The sequence below is a fragment of the Curtobacterium sp. MCLR17_045 genome, from assembly GCF_003234405.1.
GTDB classification, from domain to species: Bacteria; Actinomycetota; Actinomycetes; order Actinomycetales; family Microbacteriaceae; genus Curtobacterium; species Curtobacterium flaccumfaciens.
Window position 1 is genome coordinate 1 of record NZ_QKTB01000036.1, and the last position, 17,841, is coordinate 17,841.

At 74.4% G+C, this 17,841-nt stretch carries 18 protein-coding genes; 13 read left to right on the forward strand and 5 right to left on the reverse strand.

Annotated features, from left to right (window positions below; all coding sequences use genetic code 11):
- Nucleotides 1–17 precede the first annotated feature (17 nt).
- Nucleotides 18–374 (reverse strand): PRC-barrel domain-containing protein, encoded by a 357-nt coding sequence (locus tag DEJ05_RS16035; RefSeq protein WP_027465587.1) that lies wholly within the window; start codon nt 372–374, stop codon nt 18–20.
- Between the two features lie 50 nt (nt 375–424).
- Nucleotides 425–1,408 (reverse strand): glycosyltransferase family 9 protein, encoded by a 984-nt coding sequence (locus DEJ05_RS16040; RefSeq protein WP_111111044.1) that lies wholly within the window; start codon nt 1,406–1,408, stop codon nt 425–427.
- Between the two features lie 100 nt (nt 1,409–1,508).
- Between DEJ05_RS16040 and DEJ05_RS16045 the strand changes: the two genes are divergently transcribed.
- The 7 genes from DEJ05_RS16045 to DEJ05_RS16075 all read left to right on the forward strand — a co-directional run bounded on the left by DEJ05_RS16045 (nt 1,509) and on the right by DEJ05_RS16075 (nt 8,373).
- Nucleotides 1,509–2,066 carry an HAD-IIIA family hydrolase gene (locus tag DEJ05_RS16045; protein WP_071403859.1) on the forward strand — a complete coding sequence of 186 codons (558 nt, stop codon included), beginning with the start codon at nt 1,509–1,511 and terminating at the stop codon, nt 2,064–2,066.
- Nucleotides 2,063–3,142 carry a glycosyltransferase family 9 protein gene (locus tag DEJ05_RS16050; protein WP_111111046.1) on the forward strand — a complete coding sequence of 360 codons (1,080 nt, stop codon included), beginning with the start codon at nt 2,063–2,065 and terminating at the stop codon, nt 3,140–3,142. The genes DEJ05_RS16045 and DEJ05_RS16050 overlap by 4 nt, the downstream gene beginning before the upstream one ends.
- 87 nt (nt 3,143–3,229) lie before the next feature.
- Nucleotides 3,230–4,231, forward strand: a complete 1,002-nt coding sequence (locus tag DEJ05_RS16055; RefSeq protein WP_111111048.1) for a glycosyltransferase — start codon at nt 3,230–3,232, stop codon at nt 4,229–4,231.
- Nucleotides 4,228–5,556, forward strand: a complete 1,329-nt coding sequence (locus tag DEJ05_RS16060; RefSeq protein ID WP_111111050.1) for a glycosyltransferase — start codon at nt 4,228–4,230, stop codon at nt 5,554–5,556. Before DEJ05_RS16055 ends, DEJ05_RS16060 begins: the two co-directional genes overlap by 4 nt.
- Nucleotides 5,553–6,176, forward strand: coding sequence for an SIS domain-containing protein (locus DEJ05_RS16065; protein ID WP_035808290.1), 624 nt, complete (start codon nt 5,553–5,555; stop codon nt 6,174–6,176). Before DEJ05_RS16060 ends, DEJ05_RS16065 begins: the two co-directional genes overlap by 4 nt.
- Entirely contained in the window at nt 6,173–7,606 is a 1,434-nt protein-coding gene (locus tag DEJ05_RS16070; protein ID WP_258376175.1) for a PfkB family carbohydrate kinase, read from the forward strand. The genes DEJ05_RS16065 and DEJ05_RS16070 overlap by 4 nt, the downstream gene beginning before the upstream one ends.
- A gap of 62 nt (nt 7,607–7,668) precedes the next feature.
- Nucleotides 7,669–8,373 carry an SDR family oxidoreductase gene (locus tag DEJ05_RS16075; RefSeq protein ID WP_027465581.1) on the forward strand — a complete coding sequence of 235 codons (705 nt, stop codon included), beginning with the start codon at nt 7,669–7,671 and terminating at the stop codon, nt 8,371–8,373.
- A gap of 564 nt (nt 8,374–8,937) precedes the next feature.
- On the opposite strand, the gene DEJ05_RS16080 is transcribed toward DEJ05_RS16075, so the two are convergent.
- Nucleotides 8,938–10,026, reverse strand: coding sequence for a glycosyltransferase family 9 protein (locus DEJ05_RS16080; RefSeq protein ID WP_111111052.1), 1,089 nt, complete (start codon nt 10,024–10,026; stop codon nt 8,938–8,940).
- 134 nt (nt 10,027–10,160) lie between these two features.
- Here DEJ05_RS16080 and DEJ05_RS16085 point away from each other — a divergent pair, with 134 nt between their 5' ends.
- The 6 genes from DEJ05_RS16085 (at nt 10,161) to DEJ05_RS16110 (ending at nt 16,771) form a co-directional block, all read left to right on the forward strand.
- Entirely contained in the window at nt 10,161–11,696 is a 1,536-nt protein-coding gene (locus DEJ05_RS16085; protein WP_111111054.1) for an aldehyde dehydrogenase, read from the forward strand.
- Entirely contained in the window at nt 11,693–13,186 is a 1,494-nt protein-coding gene (rfaE2, locus tag DEJ05_RS16090; RefSeq protein ID WP_111111056.1) for a D-glycero-beta-D-manno-heptose 1-phosphate adenylyltransferase, read from the forward strand. Before DEJ05_RS16085 ends, rfaE2 begins: the two co-directional genes overlap by 4 nt.
- On the forward strand, nt 13,183–14,067 hold the full coding sequence (locus tag DEJ05_RS16095; RefSeq protein ID WP_071403866.1) for a glycosyltransferase family 2 protein: 885 nt from the start codon (nt 13,183–13,185) through the stop codon (nt 14,065–14,067). Before rfaE2 ends, DEJ05_RS16095 begins: the two co-directional genes overlap by 4 nt.
- 93 nt (nt 14,068–14,160) lie before the next feature.
- Nucleotides 14,161–14,868, forward strand: a complete 708-nt coding sequence (locus DEJ05_RS16100; RefSeq protein ID WP_111111080.1) for a DedA family protein — start codon at nt 14,161–14,163, stop codon at nt 14,866–14,868.
- Nucleotides 14,865–16,112 (forward strand): sensor histidine kinase, encoded by a 1,248-nt coding sequence (locus DEJ05_RS16105; protein ID WP_146245126.1) that lies wholly within the window; start codon nt 14,865–14,867, stop codon nt 16,110–16,112. Before DEJ05_RS16100 ends, DEJ05_RS16105 begins: the two co-directional genes overlap by 4 nt.
- Nucleotides 16,109–16,771: a response regulator transcription factor gene (locus DEJ05_RS16110; protein ID WP_111103703.1), complete on the forward strand. Its 663-nt coding sequence runs from the start codon at nt 16,109–16,111 to the stop codon at nt 16,769–16,771. Before DEJ05_RS16105 ends, DEJ05_RS16110 begins: the two co-directional genes overlap by 4 nt.
- Nucleotides 16,772–16,857: 86 nt before the next feature.
- On the opposite strand, the gene DEJ05_RS16115 is transcribed toward DEJ05_RS16110, so the two are convergent.
- Both DEJ05_RS16115 and DEJ05_RS16120 read right to left on the reverse strand, forming a co-directional pair.
- Complete coding sequence (locus DEJ05_RS16115) at nt 16,858–17,361, reverse strand: Dps family protein (RefSeq protein ID WP_071244661.1); 504 nt, start codon at nt 17,359–17,361, stop codon at nt 16,858–16,860.
- Nucleotides 17,362–17,413: 52 nt separating this feature from the next.
- On the reverse strand, nt 17,414–17,836 hold the full coding sequence (locus DEJ05_RS16120) for an SIP domain-containing protein (RefSeq protein WP_111111060.1): 423 nt from the start codon (nt 17,834–17,836) through the stop codon (nt 17,414–17,416).
- Nucleotides 17,837–17,841: the final 5 nt, after the last annotated feature.

Here is a 17,841-nt window from a genome sequence, read left to right on the forward strand (position 1 = left end):
GGTGGGGCGGGACGGGCTCAGCGGCGTCCGAGTCGGCGTTCGCCACCGCTGCCGGTGCGGTACTCCAGCCCGTAGTGCTGGAACAGCTCGGGCTCGGTCGCGGCGTCGAGTTCGCCATCGGTCGAGATCGACGGGGCGTCCTTGACGAGCTTCTTCGGGAACGTCACGCGCAGGTGCTTCGGGGCGACGGTGGCGCCGAACAGCGGGACGAAGACGAGCTTCTGGAACCCGACCATGCCGGTGGTCAGGGCACCGAACGCCGGCTCGGACGTGGCGGTGTCGTAGTAGATGCTCTCGAGCGTGCCGACCTTGTCGTCGGCCTCGTCGACGACGGGCAGACCGATCCAGTCACGGATGTTCGCGGCTTCGAACACGAAGGACTCCCTCCGAGCGTCCGGCAAGTCCGGGTGGCTCTCGGTCGACGCTACCGCCCGGCTGCCTGAGCGGTCACCCGGAGCCGGTCCACCGCGCCGAGCACGTCGTCCGCGGTCACGGCCAGGATCGCCGGGTCCGGGTCCTCGGCGAAGACGTCGCCGCGACGGACCGAGGCGTCGGTGAGCACGATGTGCGGGCCGGTCGACGGCGGGCCCCACGCCTCGGGCGGAGCCGGGCCGAAGAGCACGACCGACGGCACCCCGTACGCGGACGCCAGGTGCGCAGCGCCGGTGTCGACCGTGACGACGAGCCGCGCCGCGGCGATCACCGCGGCGAAGGCCTGCAGGTCCAGGGCGCCGGCCAGGACCGCCTCCGGCGCCAGGCCGGACGCGTCGGCGACGGCACGGGCGCGCACGACGTCGTCCGAGCCTCCTGTCAGGACCACGTCGGCACCGCGCGCCCGGAGCCCGCGCACCACGTCGGCGAAGCGGTCCGTCGGCCAGTGCCGCGCACCGTGGAAGGCACCCACGTGCACGACGGCCGCGTCGGCGACCACCGGTGGCTCGGTGGGGCGGTCGATGTGCACCTCGGTGGCGTCCGCCTGGATGCCGTGCCACGTGAGCAGGTCCGCCCAGCGGTCGCGCTCGTGCACGTCGTCCGGCCACTCCGGGCCCTGGTAGTCGTGGGTCGGGTCGGCGTGCCCGATGACCCGGCGCGGGGCGAGCGCGGCGACGAGGTCCGAGGACTCCGGGCCGGCGCCGTGCAGGTTGACGGCGATGTCGACGGCACCGTGCGGCACCGCGATCGGGTGGTCGAGACCGTGCTGGGCCAGGTGGACGTCCACCGCCGGCACGAGTTCGACGACCGGCGCCAGCCACGCCGTGGTGGCCAGGGTGATGCGGTGGTCGGGGAACGCGCGGCGGAGCGCGTGCAGTGCGGGGACGGCGACGAGCAGGTCGCCGAGCTTGATGGCACGGAGGACGAGCAGTTCCGGGCGTCCGTCGGGGTCGGGCAGCTTCTCGAGGGCGGTCACCGCCGCGACGGTAGACCCGACACGCTGACGGTCCTGCCGGGACCGCGCTCCGCGGCTCTTCCTGGGGCGGTCCCCGGCCGTGGACCGGTAGTCACGGAGCATGGCCCTCGCACCGGACCGCGTCATCCGCGGCCTGCTCCTCGACCGCGACGACACCCTGGTGGTGGACGTCCCGTACAACGCCGACCCGCACCTGGTCGTCCCCGTCCCCGGTGCCCGCCGCGCCGTCGACCGGGCGCGTGCCGCCGGGTTGCAGCTCGGCGTCGTCACGAACCAGTCGGTGATCGCGAAGGGCATGGCCACGCGCGAACAGGTCGATGCCACCAACGCCCGGGTCGACGAGCTCGTCGGCCCGTTCGACGTGTGGTGCGTCTGCCCGCACGACGCCGGCGACGACTGCGCCTGCCGGAAGCCCCGGCCCGGGATGGTCCTCGACGCCGCCGAGCGGCTCGGCATCCCGCCGGAGTCGATCGTCGTCGTCGGTGACATCGGTGCCGACGTGCAGGCCGCCCGGAACGCCGGCGCGCAGGGGATCCTCGTGCCCACCCCGCGCACCCGCGCTCAGGAGATCGACGAGGCCGACACCGTCGCCGCGGACCTGGACGAGGCCGTCACCCTGGTGCTCGAGCACGTCGGCAGCGTGGCGGACCGGGCGTGAGCGCGGGTCGGCGCGTCCTCGTCGCCCGGCTCGACTCCTTCGGCGACGTCCTGGTCGCCGGCCCCGCGGTGCGCGCGGTCGCCGCCGGTGCCGCGCACGTGACGATGCTGTGCGGACCGCAGGGGGCGCCGGCCGCCGACCTGCTGCCCGGCATCGACCGGGTGCGGGTGTGGGCGGCACCGTGGGTCACCGAGACCGCACGCCCGATCGACGACGCCGTGCTCGCCGAGTTCCGCGCGCTGGTCGCCGAGGAACAGCCCGACGAGGCCGTCGTCCTGACGTCCTTCCACCAGTCGCCCCTGCCCCTCGCGCTGCTCCTGCGCCTGGCCGGGGTCCCCCGGGTCTCCGGGGCCTCGGTCGACCACCCCGGGTCACTGCTCGACGTGCGGCTTCGCCCCGGCGAGGACCTGCCCGAGGACCTCCCCGAGCCCGAACGCGCGCTGCGGATCGCCGAGGCGGCCGGGTTCCGGCTGCCGCCGGACGACGACGGGAGGCTCGCGGTGCGCCACGACGCCGTCCCGCCCCCGCCCGTGGCCGGCCTCGACCGCTACGTGGTCGTCCACCCCGGAGCCAGCGTCCCGGCACGGTCGTGGCCGGAGTCCCACCACCGTGCGCTCGTCGCCGCCTACGCCGAGCGCGGCGTCCCCGTCGTCGTCACCGGCTCCCCCGGCGAACGCGCACTGACCGCCGCCGTGGCGGGCGACACCGGCATCGACCTCGGCGGCCGCACCAGCCCCGCCGAACTCGCTGCCGTCCTCGCCGGCGCCGAGGTCGTCGTCGTCGGGAACACCGGTCCGGCCCACCTCGCCGCGGCCGTCGGGGCGCCCATCGTGAGTCTGTTCTCGCCGGTCGTCCCCGCCGTGAAGTGGGCGCCGTACGCCCCGCTCGTCGAACTGCTCGGCGACCAGGCCGCACCGTGCCGGCTCAGCCGCGCTCGCGAGTGCCCGGTCCCCGGCCACCCGTGCCTGTCCGGAGTGCGCATCGCGGACGTCCTGGAGGCCCACGAGCGGCTCCTTGACCGCGTTTCGCGGACTGATCCGAGAAGTCTGCGGGGCGGCCCAGAAGGCGCTGCGTAGCGTGCGCCACTGCTTCTCCTGCTCCTTCTCCTGCTGCTCCGGCAGCGGTGGGGAGCAGCCCCATCGACACCGACCGGAAGGCCCTGCATGCGGATCCTCGTGTGGCACGTGCACGGCGGCTGGATGGACGCCTTCGTCCGCGGCCAGCACGAGTACCTCATCCCGACCACCCCGGCGCGCGACGCCTGGGGACTCGGCCGCGGCGGGCGCGCCTGGCCGGACTCCGCGATCGAGATCGACCCGGCCGACATCGCCGAGGCCGAGGTCGACGTGGTCGTCCTGCAGCGCACCGAGGAGCTCGAGGAAGCCCGTCGTCTGCTCGGTGGCCGGGACGTCCCGATCGTCTTCGTGGAGCACAACGCCCCGCGGGTCGACGTGCCGAACAGCCTGCACCCGATGCGTGACCGCGACGACCTGACGATCGCGCACGTGACGCACTGGAACGCCCTGATGTGGGACTGCGGCACCACCCGGACCACCGTCGTCGAGCACGGCGTCGTCGACCCCGGCCCGCTGTACACCGGTGCGCTCGAGCGCCTCGGCGTCGTGATCAACGAACCCGTCCGGCGCAACCGTGTCGTCGGCACCGACCTGCTCCCCCGCTTCGCCGAGGTCGCCCCGGTCGACGTCTGGGGCATCGGCACCGAACGGCTGCCGGAGCTCGGCTTCGGCCACCGCGTGGTCGCGCGGGGAGACGTGAAGGCCGACCCCATGCACGCGGCCCTGGCCGAACGGCGGGCCTACGTGCACCCGAACCGCTGGACCTCGCTCGGCCTGTCGCTCATCGAGTCGATGCACATGGCCATGCCGGTCCTGGTGCTCGCGACGACGGACGCGGCCCGCACGGTCCCGGGTGAGGCCGGGGCGATCGCGACCGACGTCGAGGAGCTGGTGCGGGCCTCCAGGCTGCTGCTGGAGGACCCGGACGAGGCGCGCCGACGGGGGCTCGTGGCGCGTGAGGCCGTGCTCGCACGGCACGCGCTCGGTCGGTTCCTGGCCGACTGGGACGACCTGCTCGACGACGCCGTCGCGCGCGGTGCGCGACGGAACCGTGCGGCGGGAGCCGCGCTCGAAGGGAGCCTGCGATGAAGATCGCCATGGTGTCCGAGCACGCGAGTCCGCTCGCCGTGCTCGGCGGGGTCGACGCCGGTGGGCAGAACGTCCACGTCGCCGAACTGTCCGGTGCACTGGCCGACCGTGGCCACCACGTGACCGTCTACACGCGACGCGACGACGCGTCGCAGCCCGTCCGCGTGCCCCTGCGCCCCGGTGTGGACGTCGTGCACGTCGACGCCGGTCCCGCGCGTGCCGTGCCGAAGGACGAACTGTTCCCGTTCATGGGGACGTTCGCGTCGGTGCTCGCCGCCGAGTGGTTCCTCGACCGTCCCGACGTGGTGCACGCGCACTTCTGGATGTCGGGCCACGCCGCCCTCGACGCGGTGACGCAGGTGCAGGCCCGGACCGGTGGGGTGCGGATCCCGGTGGTGCAGACCTTCCACGCCCTGGGTGTCGTGAAGCGCCGGCACCAGGGTGCCGCGGACACCAGCCCGGCCGAGCGCGAGTGGGTCGAACCCGCCGTCGGCCGGAGCGTCGACCAGGTCGTCGCGACGTGCTCGGACGAGGCGTTCGAGCTCAAGGCCCTCGGTGTCCCGCTGCACCGCATCTCGGTGGTGCCGTGCGGCGTCGACGTGTCGCTCTTCCGTCCGGACGGCCCCGTCGAACAGTGCGACCGTCCGCTCCGGGTGCTCACCGCCTCACGACTCGTGCAGCGGAAGGGCGTCGGGACGACGATCGCCGCACTCGCCGCGCTCGTCGAACAGGGCCGTGACGTCGAACTCGTCGTCGTGGGCGGTGCCGGTGTCGCCGGTGCCGACCTGGTGGACGACCCCGAGTACCAGCGCCTCGACGCACTCGCCCGGTCGCTCGGCGTGCGCGACCACGTGACGTTCCGCGGGCAGCTCGGGCAGCACGACATGCCCGCCGTCTACCGCAGCGCCGACGTCGTCGTCTGCGCCCCCTGGTACGAGCCGTTCGGCATCGTGCCGCTCGAGGCGATGGCCTGCGGCCGCCCGGTGGTCGCGTCGAGCGTCGGCGGGCTCATCGACACCGTCGTGGAGGACGCCACCGGCCTGCACGTGCCGCCGCGCGACGAGACCGCGGTCGCCGAGGCCGTCGGCGCACTGCTCGACGACCCGGAGCGCCGCGAGGCGTACGGCCGAGCCGGTCGACAGCGCGCCGAGTCCCGCTACACGTGGCAGAAGGTCGCGGCCGACAGCGAGCGCGTCTACGAGCGCCTGCTCGCCGGCACGACCTCGTCCGCCAGCACCACCGGGCCCGCTGCCGGCCGCTCGCGCACCACCCACGCCGGCCGGGTCACCCGCGCCGCGCAGTCGACGGAGAGGACCGCACGATGACCATCGACCAGCAGACCGGGCTCGAGGACCGCGCCGTCACCGACAGCGCCCGCGTCGTCGTCGACCACGTCGCGGCGTCGGTCCCCGTGATCGCCTCCCTCGTCGACCACCGGGACCACATCGCCGAGTGGGCGGACGACATCGCCGGGCGGCTCGTCGCCGGGCGGCGGCTGCTCGCCGCGGGCAACGGCGGCTCGGCTGCCGAGGCGCAGCACCTGACGTCCGAGCTCACCGGCCGCTTCGAGGGCGACCGGCCGGCGTACTCGGCCATCTCGCTGCACGCCGAGACCTCCGCCGTGACCGCCATCGGGAACGACTACGGCTACGACCAGGTGTTCGCGCGGCAGGTGTCGGCGCACGCCCGGGCCGGCGACGTCCTCGTGCTGCTGTCGACGAGCGGCAAGAGCCCGAACCTGCTGCGGGCCGCCGAGGCCGCACGTGCCGTGGGTGCCCGCTCCCTCGCGCTGACCGGGTCCGGGCCGAACCCACTCGCCGACCTGGTCGACGACGCGATCTGCATCGAGGGGCCGTCCGCCAACGTCCAGGAGGCGCAGCTCGTCCTGGTGCACGCGCTCTGCAAGGCCATGGAGCCGACGCTGCGTCGCGGGGGCCGTCGATGAGCGGCCCCGCTGCCGTCGCACCGCGTTCCGGTGCTGCCGGTGGCCGTGCCGCCGCCCCGCGCTTCCGCATCGCCGTCGTCGGGGACACCCTGCTCGACGTCGACGTGTCCGGCACGAGCGAGCGTCTGAGCCCGGACGCTCCCGTCCCCGTGGTGGACGTCGCCACCGACGACCGCCGTGCCGGTGGTGCCGGGCTCGTCGCGACCATGCTCGCCCGCGACGGCCACGACGTCACCCTGGTCACCGTCCTGAGCGACGACGGCCGTGCCCAGGAGATCCGCGACCTGCTCCCCGACGTCACGATCGTCGCCGGACCATCCGGAGTCCCGACCCCCGTGAAGACCCGCGTGCGCGTCGTCGACCACGCCCTCGTCCGGATCGACGAGGGCTGCGCGACCCCGCCCGTGCCCGAGGCCACCGACGCGATGACCGCAGCCCTCGACGGCGTCGACGCGATCGTCGTCGCCGACTACGGCCGCGGGGTCGCCGCTGCCCCGGCACTCCGTGACGCCCTCACCCGTGCGGCCGAGCACCTGCCGGTGGTCTGGGACCCGCACCCCAAGGGCGCCGCCCCCGTCCCCGGCACCACCGTCGCCACCCCGAACGCGGCCGAGGCACGACGCTTCACCGACGTCGAGGGACACGGTGTGCCCTTCGCGACGGTCGCCGCCGCCCGGCTCGTCGAGCAGTGGCAGGCCGGCGCCGTCGCCGTGACGATGGGTGACCGCGGCGCGCTGCTCGCCGACGCCCAGGGCGACAGCCGCTTCGTGCCGGCTCCGTCCGTCAGCGCCGGGGACCCCTGCGGTGCCGGCGACCGGCTCGCCGCGGGCGTCGCCGTCGCGCTGGCGTCCGGGGCGGACGTCCCCGACGCCGTCTCTGCCGGCGTGGTCGCCGCGTCCGAGTACCTGGCCGCCGGTGGCGTCACCGCGCTCTTCGCCGACGACGGCCCCGCGCCACTCGCCGTGCCCGGGGCCGACCGGGACGCCATGCGCCTGGTGCACGACGTCCGGAGCGCCGGCGGAACCGTCGTCGCGACCGGAGGCTGCTTCGACCTGCTGCACGCCGGGCACGCCCGCACCCTGTCGGCCGCCCGTGCGCTCGGCGACTGCCTGGTCGTGTGCCTCAACTCGGACTCGTCGGTGCGTGCTCTGAAGGGCCCGGACCGGCCGATCATGACCCAGGACGACCGGGTCGAGCTGCTCCTGGCACTCGACTGTGTCGACGCCGTCGTGGTGTTCGACGAGTCCACCCCCGACGAGGCCCTGCGCCGCTTCCGACCGGACGTCTGGGCGAAGGGCGGCGACTACACCGCGAGCGAACTGCCCGAGACGGCGACCCTCGCCGAGTGGGGTGGTCGCGTCGTCACCGTGCCGTTCCACCCGGGCCGCTCGACCACCCGGCTCGCCGCCGCGATCGAACGCGTCGGCTGAGCGTCCGCTCGCCGTCACACACCTGCTCGACCACTTCCCGCTCCACTACGCAAAGGACATCCATGCCCGTCCCCACCACCCCCATCGGCCGCGTCCTCGTCACCGGCGGCGCCTCCGGACTCGGTGCCGCCGTCGTGGCTGCCGTCACCGAGGCCGGCGGCACCCCGATCGTCCTCGACCTGCGGATCGACGCCGTCCCCGAGGGCGTCGACGCCGTCGCCGTGGACGTCTCGGACACCGACGCCGTCGAGCAGGCGGTCCGTGACGCTGCCGAGCGGCACGGCGGCCTCGACGCCGTCGTCACCGCCGCGGGCATCGACACCCCCGCCCCGATCGACGCGATCTCGTCCGGCAAGTGGGAGCAGATCGTCGGCGTCAACCTGATCGGCACCGCCTCGACCGTGCGCGCCGCCCTGCCCGCCCTCGAGGCCACGCACGGCCGCGTCGTCACGATCTCGTCGTCGCTCGCCCTGCGCGGCGTCGGCGACGGCACCGCGTACTCGGCGTCGAAGTTCGGCGTCCGCGGGTTCTCGCAGGCGCTGGCCGCCGAGACCGCCGGTCGCATCGGCGTGACCAACATCATCCCCGCCGGGATGCGGACGAACTTCTTCGCCGACCGGACCGAACAGTACAAGCCGGGCCCGGACGCGCAGCTCATCGAGCCGGAGTACGTCGCGAACTCGATCATCTTCGCGCTGTCGCAGCCGGCCGGCTGCGAGATCCGCGAGCTGTCGATCATGCCGGCGACGGAGCCGAGCTGGCCGTAGCCGCTCGCCGCTGACGGACGGGAGGCGCGGTGCCGGCTGGCACCGCGCCTCCCGTGTGTCCGCGTGCCGGGTCCCGTGCACGGTGCGCGGTGCGTCGCCTGGTGCAGCGTTGACGGCTGGGTGCGCGCTTGCAGCGCCGCACGCAGCGGGCAACCGCGCACGGGGTGACGGCGTGCGCACGGTGCGGCCGGGAGGCGCGGTGCCGGCTGGCACCGCGCCTCCCGTCTGTCCGCGTGTCGGGTCCCGTGCACGGTGCGCGGTGCGTCGCCTGGTGCAGCGTTGACGGCTGGGCGCGCGCTTGCAGCGCCGCACGCAGCGGGCAACCGCGCACGGGGTGACGGCGTGCGCACGGTGCGGCCGGGAGGCGCGTTGCGGGCTGACAGCGGGCCTCCCGTCCGGCGTCCGGTCGCGTTCCGTGCACGGTGCACGGTGCACGGTGCGCGGTGCGTCGCCTGGTGCAGCGTTGACGGCTGGGTGCGCGCTTGCAGCGCCGCACGCAGCGGGCAACCGCGCACGGGGTGACGGCGCGCGCACGAGACCGAAGCTCGCACGGTGCGAGGCTCGTCAGAGCGTGCGGAGCAGGTCCTCGACGTCGGCGAGGACGGCCTCCGGCTCGACCTGGTCCACGTAGGACGGGTCGTGCTCGCACCGCTCGGCGGTCCAGCCGACCTGGGTGACGTCGGTGCCGCACACCGGGCACTGCGTCACGAAGGACAGGTGCACGCGGTGCCGACCACGGTCGAACGGCCCGGCGTTGATCACGTTGCCGAACCAGAACACCCCGACGGTCGGGGTGCCGACGGCGACGGCGAGGTGCCGCGGGCCGGAGTCGTCGCCGACCATGACGTCGGCGGCGGTCAGGACGTCGGGCAGTTCACGCAGCGGCAGTGACCCGGTGAGGTCGTGCACGCGCTCCCGCAACTCGGGCGGCAGCGACGCGACGATGGCGGACGACGCCGGGACGTCCGAGTCGTCACCCACGAGCACCACGTCGTCCCCGGCGGCGAGCCGGGCACGGGCGACCTCGGCGAAGCGGGATGGGCTCCAGCGGCGACGCGGGTCGGTGGCGCCGGGGTGGATCGCGACGAGTCGTCCGCGGACGCCGAGGCGCTGCCGGACCCCGGCCCGCGCGGCCTCGGGGACGTGCAGGCGGGGGTCGAGGGTGACCGGTTCGGCACCGGCGAGCGAGGCCACCTCGAGCGCCCGGACGACCTCGTGCTGGTAGTAGACGTAGCGGACCCAGCGCTCCAGGACCTCGGCGTCCTCGGTGGCGGTGCCCACGGTGTGACGGGCGCCGAGCCGGAGCAGGAACGGATTCGAGTTCCGGCCGCCGCCGTGCACCTGCACCGCGAGGTCGAAGCGCCCGCTCAGCCGGTCGAAGAAGTCCTGCTCGGTCGGTGCGCCCTCGCCGGAGTCCCGGACCCCGGGCACGACGGGGAGCTCCTCGTAGGCGTGCACGGCCTCGGTCCGGCCCTCGAGCACCGGCCGCGCTGACGGTGCCCCGAGCAGCGTGATCCGGGCTCCGGGGTACGCGGCGGCCAGGGCCTCGACCGCCGGGAGGGCGAACATCAGGTCGCCCAGTCCCCCGCCGCGGAGCACCGCGATCTCGCTGACACCTTCGAACCGTTCTCCGCCCACACCGATCTGTTGCACAGCTCCACGTCTACCGGTCGGACCCGTCCGGACGCCCAGCAGCGCCCCCGGATGGACGAGAAGCGCGATGCCGTGACCGCACACAGCGGAGCACGAGCAGCGTGTGAGGCCCCGCCCGCCTCCGGAAGGACCCCATGACGATCGCACCCCCCGCCGCCGACGACCTCGTGGTGACCGACCCCGTGAACGGATCGACCGCGTCCACCGTGCGCCGCTCGACCGAGGACGACGTCCGCAACGCCGTCGCTCGCGCCCGTGCCGCTGCCGGTGCCTGGGCCCGGACCGCGCCGGCCGAGCGCGGTGCCCTCCTGCACGCCGCGGCCGAGCACCTCCGTGCGCACGCGCAGGAGCTGGCGGACCTGAACACCCGCGAGACCGGCAAGGTGCCCGGCGACGCACTGGGCGGGGTCGAGGCCGGCATCGGCACGCTCGTGCAGTACGCCGAGCTCGGGCCGGTGCACCGTGGTGAGGCCCTGCGCGGGCAGTTCGGTGCCGCCGACTGGTCGGTGCCGCACCCGCGTGGCGTGGTGCTCGCCCTGACGCCGTGGAACGATCCGGTCGCCGTGGCCTGCGGGATCCTCGGCGCAGCGATCGTCACGGGCAACACCGTCGTGCACAAGGGCAGCGAACGCTGCCCGGCGACCTTCGCCCGACTCAACGCGCTGCTCGCCGAGGTCCTGCCGGACGGCGTGCTCATCGGGGTCGACGGCGACGCGACCACCGGCGAGCTGCTCCTGGCGCAGGAGGGCATCGACGTCTACGCGCACGTCGGGTCGACCGCGACCGGCGACCGCCTGAGCGAGGTGGCCGCGACCACCCGCGCTCACGTCATCCGCGAGAACGGCGGCAACGACCCGGTCATCGTCGACGCCGACGTCGACCCGGAGTGGGCCGCCGCACAGGTCGCCCTCGGCGCGTTCGCGAACACCGGCCAGATCTGCACCAGCGTCGAGCGGGTGTACGTGCACCAGGACGTCGCCGAGCCCTTCGTCGCCGCGCTCGTCGCCGAGGCGGAGCGCCGCACGGCCGCACCCGCCGCCGAGTTCGGGCCGCTCGTGGACGACCGGCTGCGCGAGCTCGTGCAGCACCACGTCGACGACGCGATCGCCCGCGGCGCCTCGGCCCGGACCGGTGGCGTCACGCCCGGCGGGCTGGGATCGTTCTACCCGGCGACCGTCCTGACCGACTGCACGGACGACATGCTCGTGCTGACCGAGGAGACCTTCGGCCCGATCGCCCCGGTGCGCGTCGTGTCGGACTTCGCGGAGGGACTCCGGCTCGCCGCGGCCGATCGCTACGGCCTCGCGGCCACGGTGCTGACGAACGACACCGCGCACGCGCTCCGTGCCGCGGCCGAGCTGCCCGTCGGCACCGTCAAGGTGAACGCCGTGTTCGGTGGCGCTCCGGGCGGCAGCGCCCAGCCCCGCGGTGCCTCGGGTGCCGGGTTCGGGTACGGCCCGCACCTGCTCGACGAGATGACGACCACGACGGTGGTGCACCTCGAGGCCGCACCGCCGCGCCGCACCGTCGAGCCGTCGACGGCAGCAGACCGCAGCAGCGCAGCCACAAACAGCACCGCAGCCACCATCGGCACCGCGACCGACACCGGCCCGGCAGCCGCTGCCGGCGCCACCGCCGGCAGCGCCGACACCGTGGGAGGCACCCGATGACTGCCGACGTCCGCCTGGTCCGTGACCTCGTCGCCACGATCGACGACCGCGAACCCCTCGTCGTCGTCATCGGCGACTGCATCCTCGACCGCTGGACCGTCGGCGAGGCCGAGCGGGTCTCCCGCGAGGCCCCGGCCCCCGTCGTCCGCGTCACCGAGACCATCGCGGTGCCGGGCGGCGCGGCGAACACGGCCGTGAACGCCCGCGCCCTGGGCGCCCGGGTCCGCATGGTGGGGCTCATCGGTGACGACGAGGCCGGTGACGTCCTGCGCCAGCGGCTCGAGGCTGCCGGCGTCGACACGTCGTTCCTGGTCGAGATCCCCGGTGCCCGCACCACGACGAAGTCGCGCGTGGTCGGCGGTGACCGCGTGGTGGTCCGGGTCGACGAGCTGGCTGCGACCCCGACCGCCGAGCACGGCGAACGCCTCGCCCGTTCGGTGGCCCGTGCCATCAGGTGCGCCGACGCCGCCGTGGTGTGCGACTACGGCCTAGGGGTCCGCCCCGAGGACGTCGTGCCGATGCTCGACCGTGACCGCCCCGGCGCCGTCGTCGTCGACGCGCACGACCTGACCCGCTGGGCCGCGCTGCACCCCGACCTCGTCACGCCGAACGCCGGTGAGACCGCCGCACTGCTCGGCACGGAGCTCGGCACCGGTGCCGACCGCGTCGGCACCGTCGTCGCAGCCCGTGCCGACGTGCTCGCCCGCAGCGGTGCCCGTGCCGCGGTGGTCACGCTCGACCGCGACGGCACCGTGCTGCTCGAGGCCGGCTCCGACCAGGGGTTCCGCACGCGTGCGACGCCCGCCTCCGAGCAGCAGGCCTCCGGCGCCGGTGACACCTTCTGCGCCGCCGCGACCGTCGCCCTCGCCGTGCAGGCACCCCTGCGCGACGCCGTCGCCGTCGCCCAGGCCGCTGCCGACGTCGTCGTCCGCGAGGCCGGCACGTCCGTCTGCACCGCCGCCGCCCTGCTCGACTCGGTGACCGCCCCGGCGGCGACCGTGGTCGACCACGACGAGCTCGCCTCCGCCGTCGAGGCCGCTCGCCAGGCCGGCCGCCGCGTCGTCTTCACGAACGGCTGCTTCGACGTCGTGCACCGCGGGCACACCACGTACCTGCGGCAGGCCCGTGACCTGGGCGACCTGCTCGTCGTCGCCCTGAACGACGACGACTCGGTGCGCCGGCTGAAGGGCCCGGAGCGGCCGATCAACCCGGCCGAGGACCGCGCCGGCGTGCTCGCCGCACTGGCCTGCGTCGACCTGGTCACGGTGTTCGCGACGGACACCCCCATCCCGCTCATCGAGCGGCTGCGTCCCGAGGTCTACGTCAAGGGCGGGGACTACTCCCCCGAGATGCTGACCGAGACCGAGGTCGTGCGCGGCTACGGCGGCGAGGTCGTCATGGTCGACTACGTGCCCGAGCACTCCACCAGCGCCGTCGTGCGCCGGATCCGCGAAGCCGCTGCGCGGCCCGAACCGGACCCGGCACCGTGACCGCCCGCTGGTCCGGGTCCTGGGCGAAGGCCCCCGATCCAGCGGACACGAGCACGGTCGACGTCGACGTGCTCATCCCGACCGTCGGCCGGCCGGCCGAGCTCGCCACGACGCTCGCCGGCCTCGCCGCCCAGACCGAGGTCGACCTGCGCGTCGTGCTGAGCGACCAGTCCGCGGACGGAGACGCCGCCAGCGCGCCGGCGGTCGCCGCGATGCTCCGCGTCCTGGAGGCGCAGGGCCGGCCCGTCACGCTCCTCACCCACCCGGAACGGCGTGGCCTGGCAGAGCACCGGCAGTTCCTGCTCGACCACGCCGAGGCAGCCGCGGTGCTGTTCCTCGACGACGACGTCTGGCTCGAGCCGGGGTCGATCGCGCGGATGCTCGACGCGCTGCGCACCCTGGGCTGCGGGTTCGTCGGCAGCGCCGTGCAGGGCCTGTCGTACCTGCAGGACCGCCGTCCGCACGAGACCTCGGTGTTCGAGCGGTGGGACGGCCCCGTCGTGCCCGAGGTGGTGCGCCGCGGCACCCCCGGCTTCGACCGCTGGTCACTGCACAACGCCGCGAACCCGACGCACGTCGCCGCCGACCTCGACCTGCACCCCGGCGAGTGGGTGCCCTACCGCGTCGCGTGGGTCGGTGCCTGCGCGCTCTACGACCGCCGTGCGCTCGAGGAGGTCGGGGGCTTCCGGTTCTGGGACACCCTGCCGCCCGAGCACGCCGGCGAGGACGTCGTCGCGCAGTGGCGGGTGATGGAACGGTTCGGCGGTGCGGGCATCATGCCCTCGGGTGCCGTGCACCTGGAGGCCCCGACCACCGTCGTCGACCGCCGTGTGGACGCACCCGACGTGGTCTTCGCGGACGGGAACGTCATACCGCGGTAGGGGGTGGTCGAGACCGCCGCGGGATGGCCGCGGCACGTCGGCTCCGTAGCGTCGTCCTCGTCGACGAGTTCCGTCGGCGGGAGGGAGCACCCCGTGTTCGACCAGATCACCCCGCTCGTCGTCGAGCTGGCCGCGAGCCCGCTCGTCTACGTCGTCCTCTTCGTACTGTGCCTGGTGGACGGCTTCTTCCCGCCGGTGCCGAGCGAGTCCGCCCTGGTCGCGGTCGCCGCGATCGCCGCGACGTCCGGACAGCCCGTCCTCGCCGTGGTGCTCGTCGCCGCCGCCCTGGGAGCGATCGCCGGTGACTCGATGGCGTACTGGATCGGGCGCCGGATCGGGTTCGCCCGGCTGGCCCGTTCGAAGCGACCACGGATCGCGGCGGCCTTCGCGTTCGCCGAGCGGCAGATGCAGCGCCGCTCCGCCAGCCTCATCCTGACCGGGCGCTTCATCCCGGTCGGCCGGGTGGCGGTCAACATGACCGCCGGCGCGACCCGACTGTCCTACCGCCGGTTCCTCGCGATCAGCGCGATCGCGGGGCTGGCGTGGTCGGCAGTGTCGATCGGCATCGCCCTGGCCGCGTCGAGCGTGCTGCACGAACCGATCGTCGCGGCCCTGGTGTCGATGGTGGTCGCCGCCGGGCTCGGGATCGCGGTCGACCGGGTGCTCGGTACCATCAGCCGCAGGCGCGAAGCCCGTGACGCCCGCGCCGCAGCCGCAGCCACCACAGCCACACCCGCCACAGCCACCGCCATCGCCCCCGAACCCTGCCTCGCCCGAACCGGAGAGACCGCCCGCCCGTGACCGTCGTCCCGAAGCCCCGACCCACCTGGGTCCGGCCAGCCGTGCAGATCGGCTTCGTCGTCGTCGCGGTGTCCCTGTTCGCCGTCGCGGCACCCGTGACCGCCGTGTTCTACGGCGTCCCCGTGCCGCTCGCGTTGCTCGTGACCGCCGTCCTTTCGGCGAGCATCGGCCTCGCACCGCTCTTCCCCCGCACGGCGTCGGGCGCGCACCTCGTCGCCCTCGCCGGCCTCGGGGTCCTGACGGCACCCGGCACCATCGGGCCCTGGCCGGTCTCGGTCACGAGCATCGTCGGCCTGAGCGTGCTGCTCGTCGTGCTGGGTGTCCGCACCACCTGGCGGCTCACCGCGGTGGTCTGGGTCGCGGCGACCCTGCTCACCCTGCTGCTCATCGGCGTGACGCCCGACCGGTGGGGGCAGGTCGACGTCTGGGCGACGAGCTTCGTGGTGAGCGCCGGCGACACCCTCGTCGTGGCCGCCGCTGCGGTCGTGATCGGGCAGCGCCGGACCGTGCGCGAGGAGCTCGCCGCCGCCCGCCGCGACACCGAGCTCGAGCAGGCCCGACGCCGGACGGTCGAGGAGCGCTCCCGGATCGCCCGTGAGCTCCATGACGTCGTCGCCCACAGCATGTCCGTCGTGCACATGCAGGCCGAGTCCGCCCCGTACCGCGTCGCGGACCTGCCACCGGACGCCCGCACCGAGTTCGCCGCGATCGCCGAGACCTCGCGCACGGCCCTGCGGGAGATGCGGCAGCTGCTCGGCACCCTGCGTGGCGACGCCGACGCCGAGCGTGCGCCGCAGCCGCGGCTCGCCGACCTGCCCGCACTGGTGCAGGCCACCCGCGCGGCCGGCATCCCCGTCGAACTCCGACTCGACGAGGGGCTCGACCCGGACCGCGACGACGTCGACCGGCTCGCACAGCTCACCGTGTACCGGGTCGTGCAGGAGGCGCTCGGCAACGTCGCCCGGCACGCGCCCGGTGCGACCACCGTCGTGACGGTCGGGAGGCACGGCTCGGCCCTCACGGTCGAGGTCGCCAACGCCGCGCCACCGGCCGGCAGCGTGCCCGGTGCGCCGCCGGACGACGGCGGCTTCGGTCTGGCGGGCATGCGCGAGCGGGTCGCCGCGCTCCGCGGCACCATCGACCACGGACCGGACCCGGACGGCGGCTTCCGCGTCGCCGTCAGTCTGCCCACCCGGCCCACCGCGACCACGTCGCAGCCGACGGCCAACGGGGGAACGCGATGACGCGGGTGATGGTGGTCGACGACCAGCAGATGTTCCGTGTCGGACTGCGGGCGATCCTCCAGGCCCAGGACGACGTCGAGGTCGTCGGCGAGGCCGCGAACGGTGCCGAGGCGGTCGTGATGGCGATCCGGCTCCGGCCGGACGTGATCCTGATGGACGTCCGGATGCCGGAGCTCGACGGGATCGAGGCGACCCGGCGGATCACCGCGGCGCCCGCGGAGTCGCCCGTCCGCGTGGTGATGCTCACGACGTTCGACATCGACGACTACGTGTTCGACGCGCTCCGTGCCGGGGCGAGCGGGTTCCTGCTCAAGGACGCGAGCGCCGAGGAGCTCGTGCAGGCCGTGCGGACCGTCGCGGCCGGTGACTCCCTGCTCGCACCGAGGGTGACCCGGCACCTCGTCGAGGCCTTCGTCGCCGGTCCGCAGCCGGCGGCCCCGCGGACCGAGGTGCTCGACGTGCTGACCGACCGGGAGCGGGACGTGTTCCTGCTGATGGCGCGGGGGCGGTCGAACGGCGAGATCGCGGCGGAGCTGTTCATCGCCGAGCAGACCGTGAAGACCCACGTCGGCCGGGTCCTGGCGAAGCTGCAGCTGCGGGACCGGGTGCACGCCGTCGTGCTGGCGTACGAGAGCGGGCTGATCACGCCGTCCGCGTGAGGTGCGGGCCCGGAGCGCGACCCGAGACGGACGGGAGGCCCGGTGCCAGCTGGCACCGGGCCTCCCGTCAGAGGTGTGGTCGCGACTCAGGCGGCGAGGTGCGCCTGCAGGAACCAGCGGTCCTTGGTCAGCGCGCGCTCGATCTCGATCGCGACGTCCTGGCTGTTGAGGTCGACCTCGTCGAGGCCGTCGACCGCACGGCGGACCTGCAGCAGCGCGGCGTCGATCTGGGCGATCACCTCGGTGATGGTGACGTCGGAGTTCTGGAAGCCCTGCGACAGCGGCGGCAGGGTGGTGTTCGCGGCGACGGTCGCGATGCGCGAGTCGACCGGCAGGCCGAGGGCGACGATGCGCTCCGCAGCCTTGTCCGCGTAGTCCTGCGCGTGCTCGACGATCTCGTCGAGGAGCTCGTGCACGCCGACGAAGTTGCGGCCACGGACGTGCCAGTGGGCCTGCTTGCCGTTGACGACGAGCGCCTCGAGGTCGATGACGACGGGGGCGAGGAACTGGGCGACCCCGGCTGCGAGCTCCGGCGTGGTCGAGAACGGGGACGTGGTGCTCGGGGTGGTGGTGCTGCTCTGCGTGGTCATGGCACAACCATGCCCCCGTCTTTTGCACATTGCAAGGAAGAGCAGGCTGCCCTTACCCGCCGTACTCGACCTGGACCTGCTGGCCGGCGTCGGTGAGTTCGAGCTGCACCATGGACCGAGCGCGCTCGATCCACGGGCTGTCCGCGCACCCGATCCACACCGAGGTGCGGGGCTCGCAGCCCGTCACGCACCACTCGGCGGCCCACCCGGTCAGGGCGTGTGCGAGGGCTTCGCCGTGGTCCGCGAAGACCAGCGGAGCGACGGCCGAGCTGCGGGCGCTCCGGAGCAGCCAGGTCACGGTGACGCGCGGCGGGGCCGGCAGGATGCGGATCTGCTCGTCGAGGGCGACCTCGACGAAGACCTGCCCGTACGCGTTCTCGGGGAGTTCCTCGAGCTGGCGGTGGATCTCGACGAGGTCCTCGGCACCGCCCGCGATGAGGATGCGTTCGCTGGGCTGTCGCCGGGTCCGTGCCATGTGGC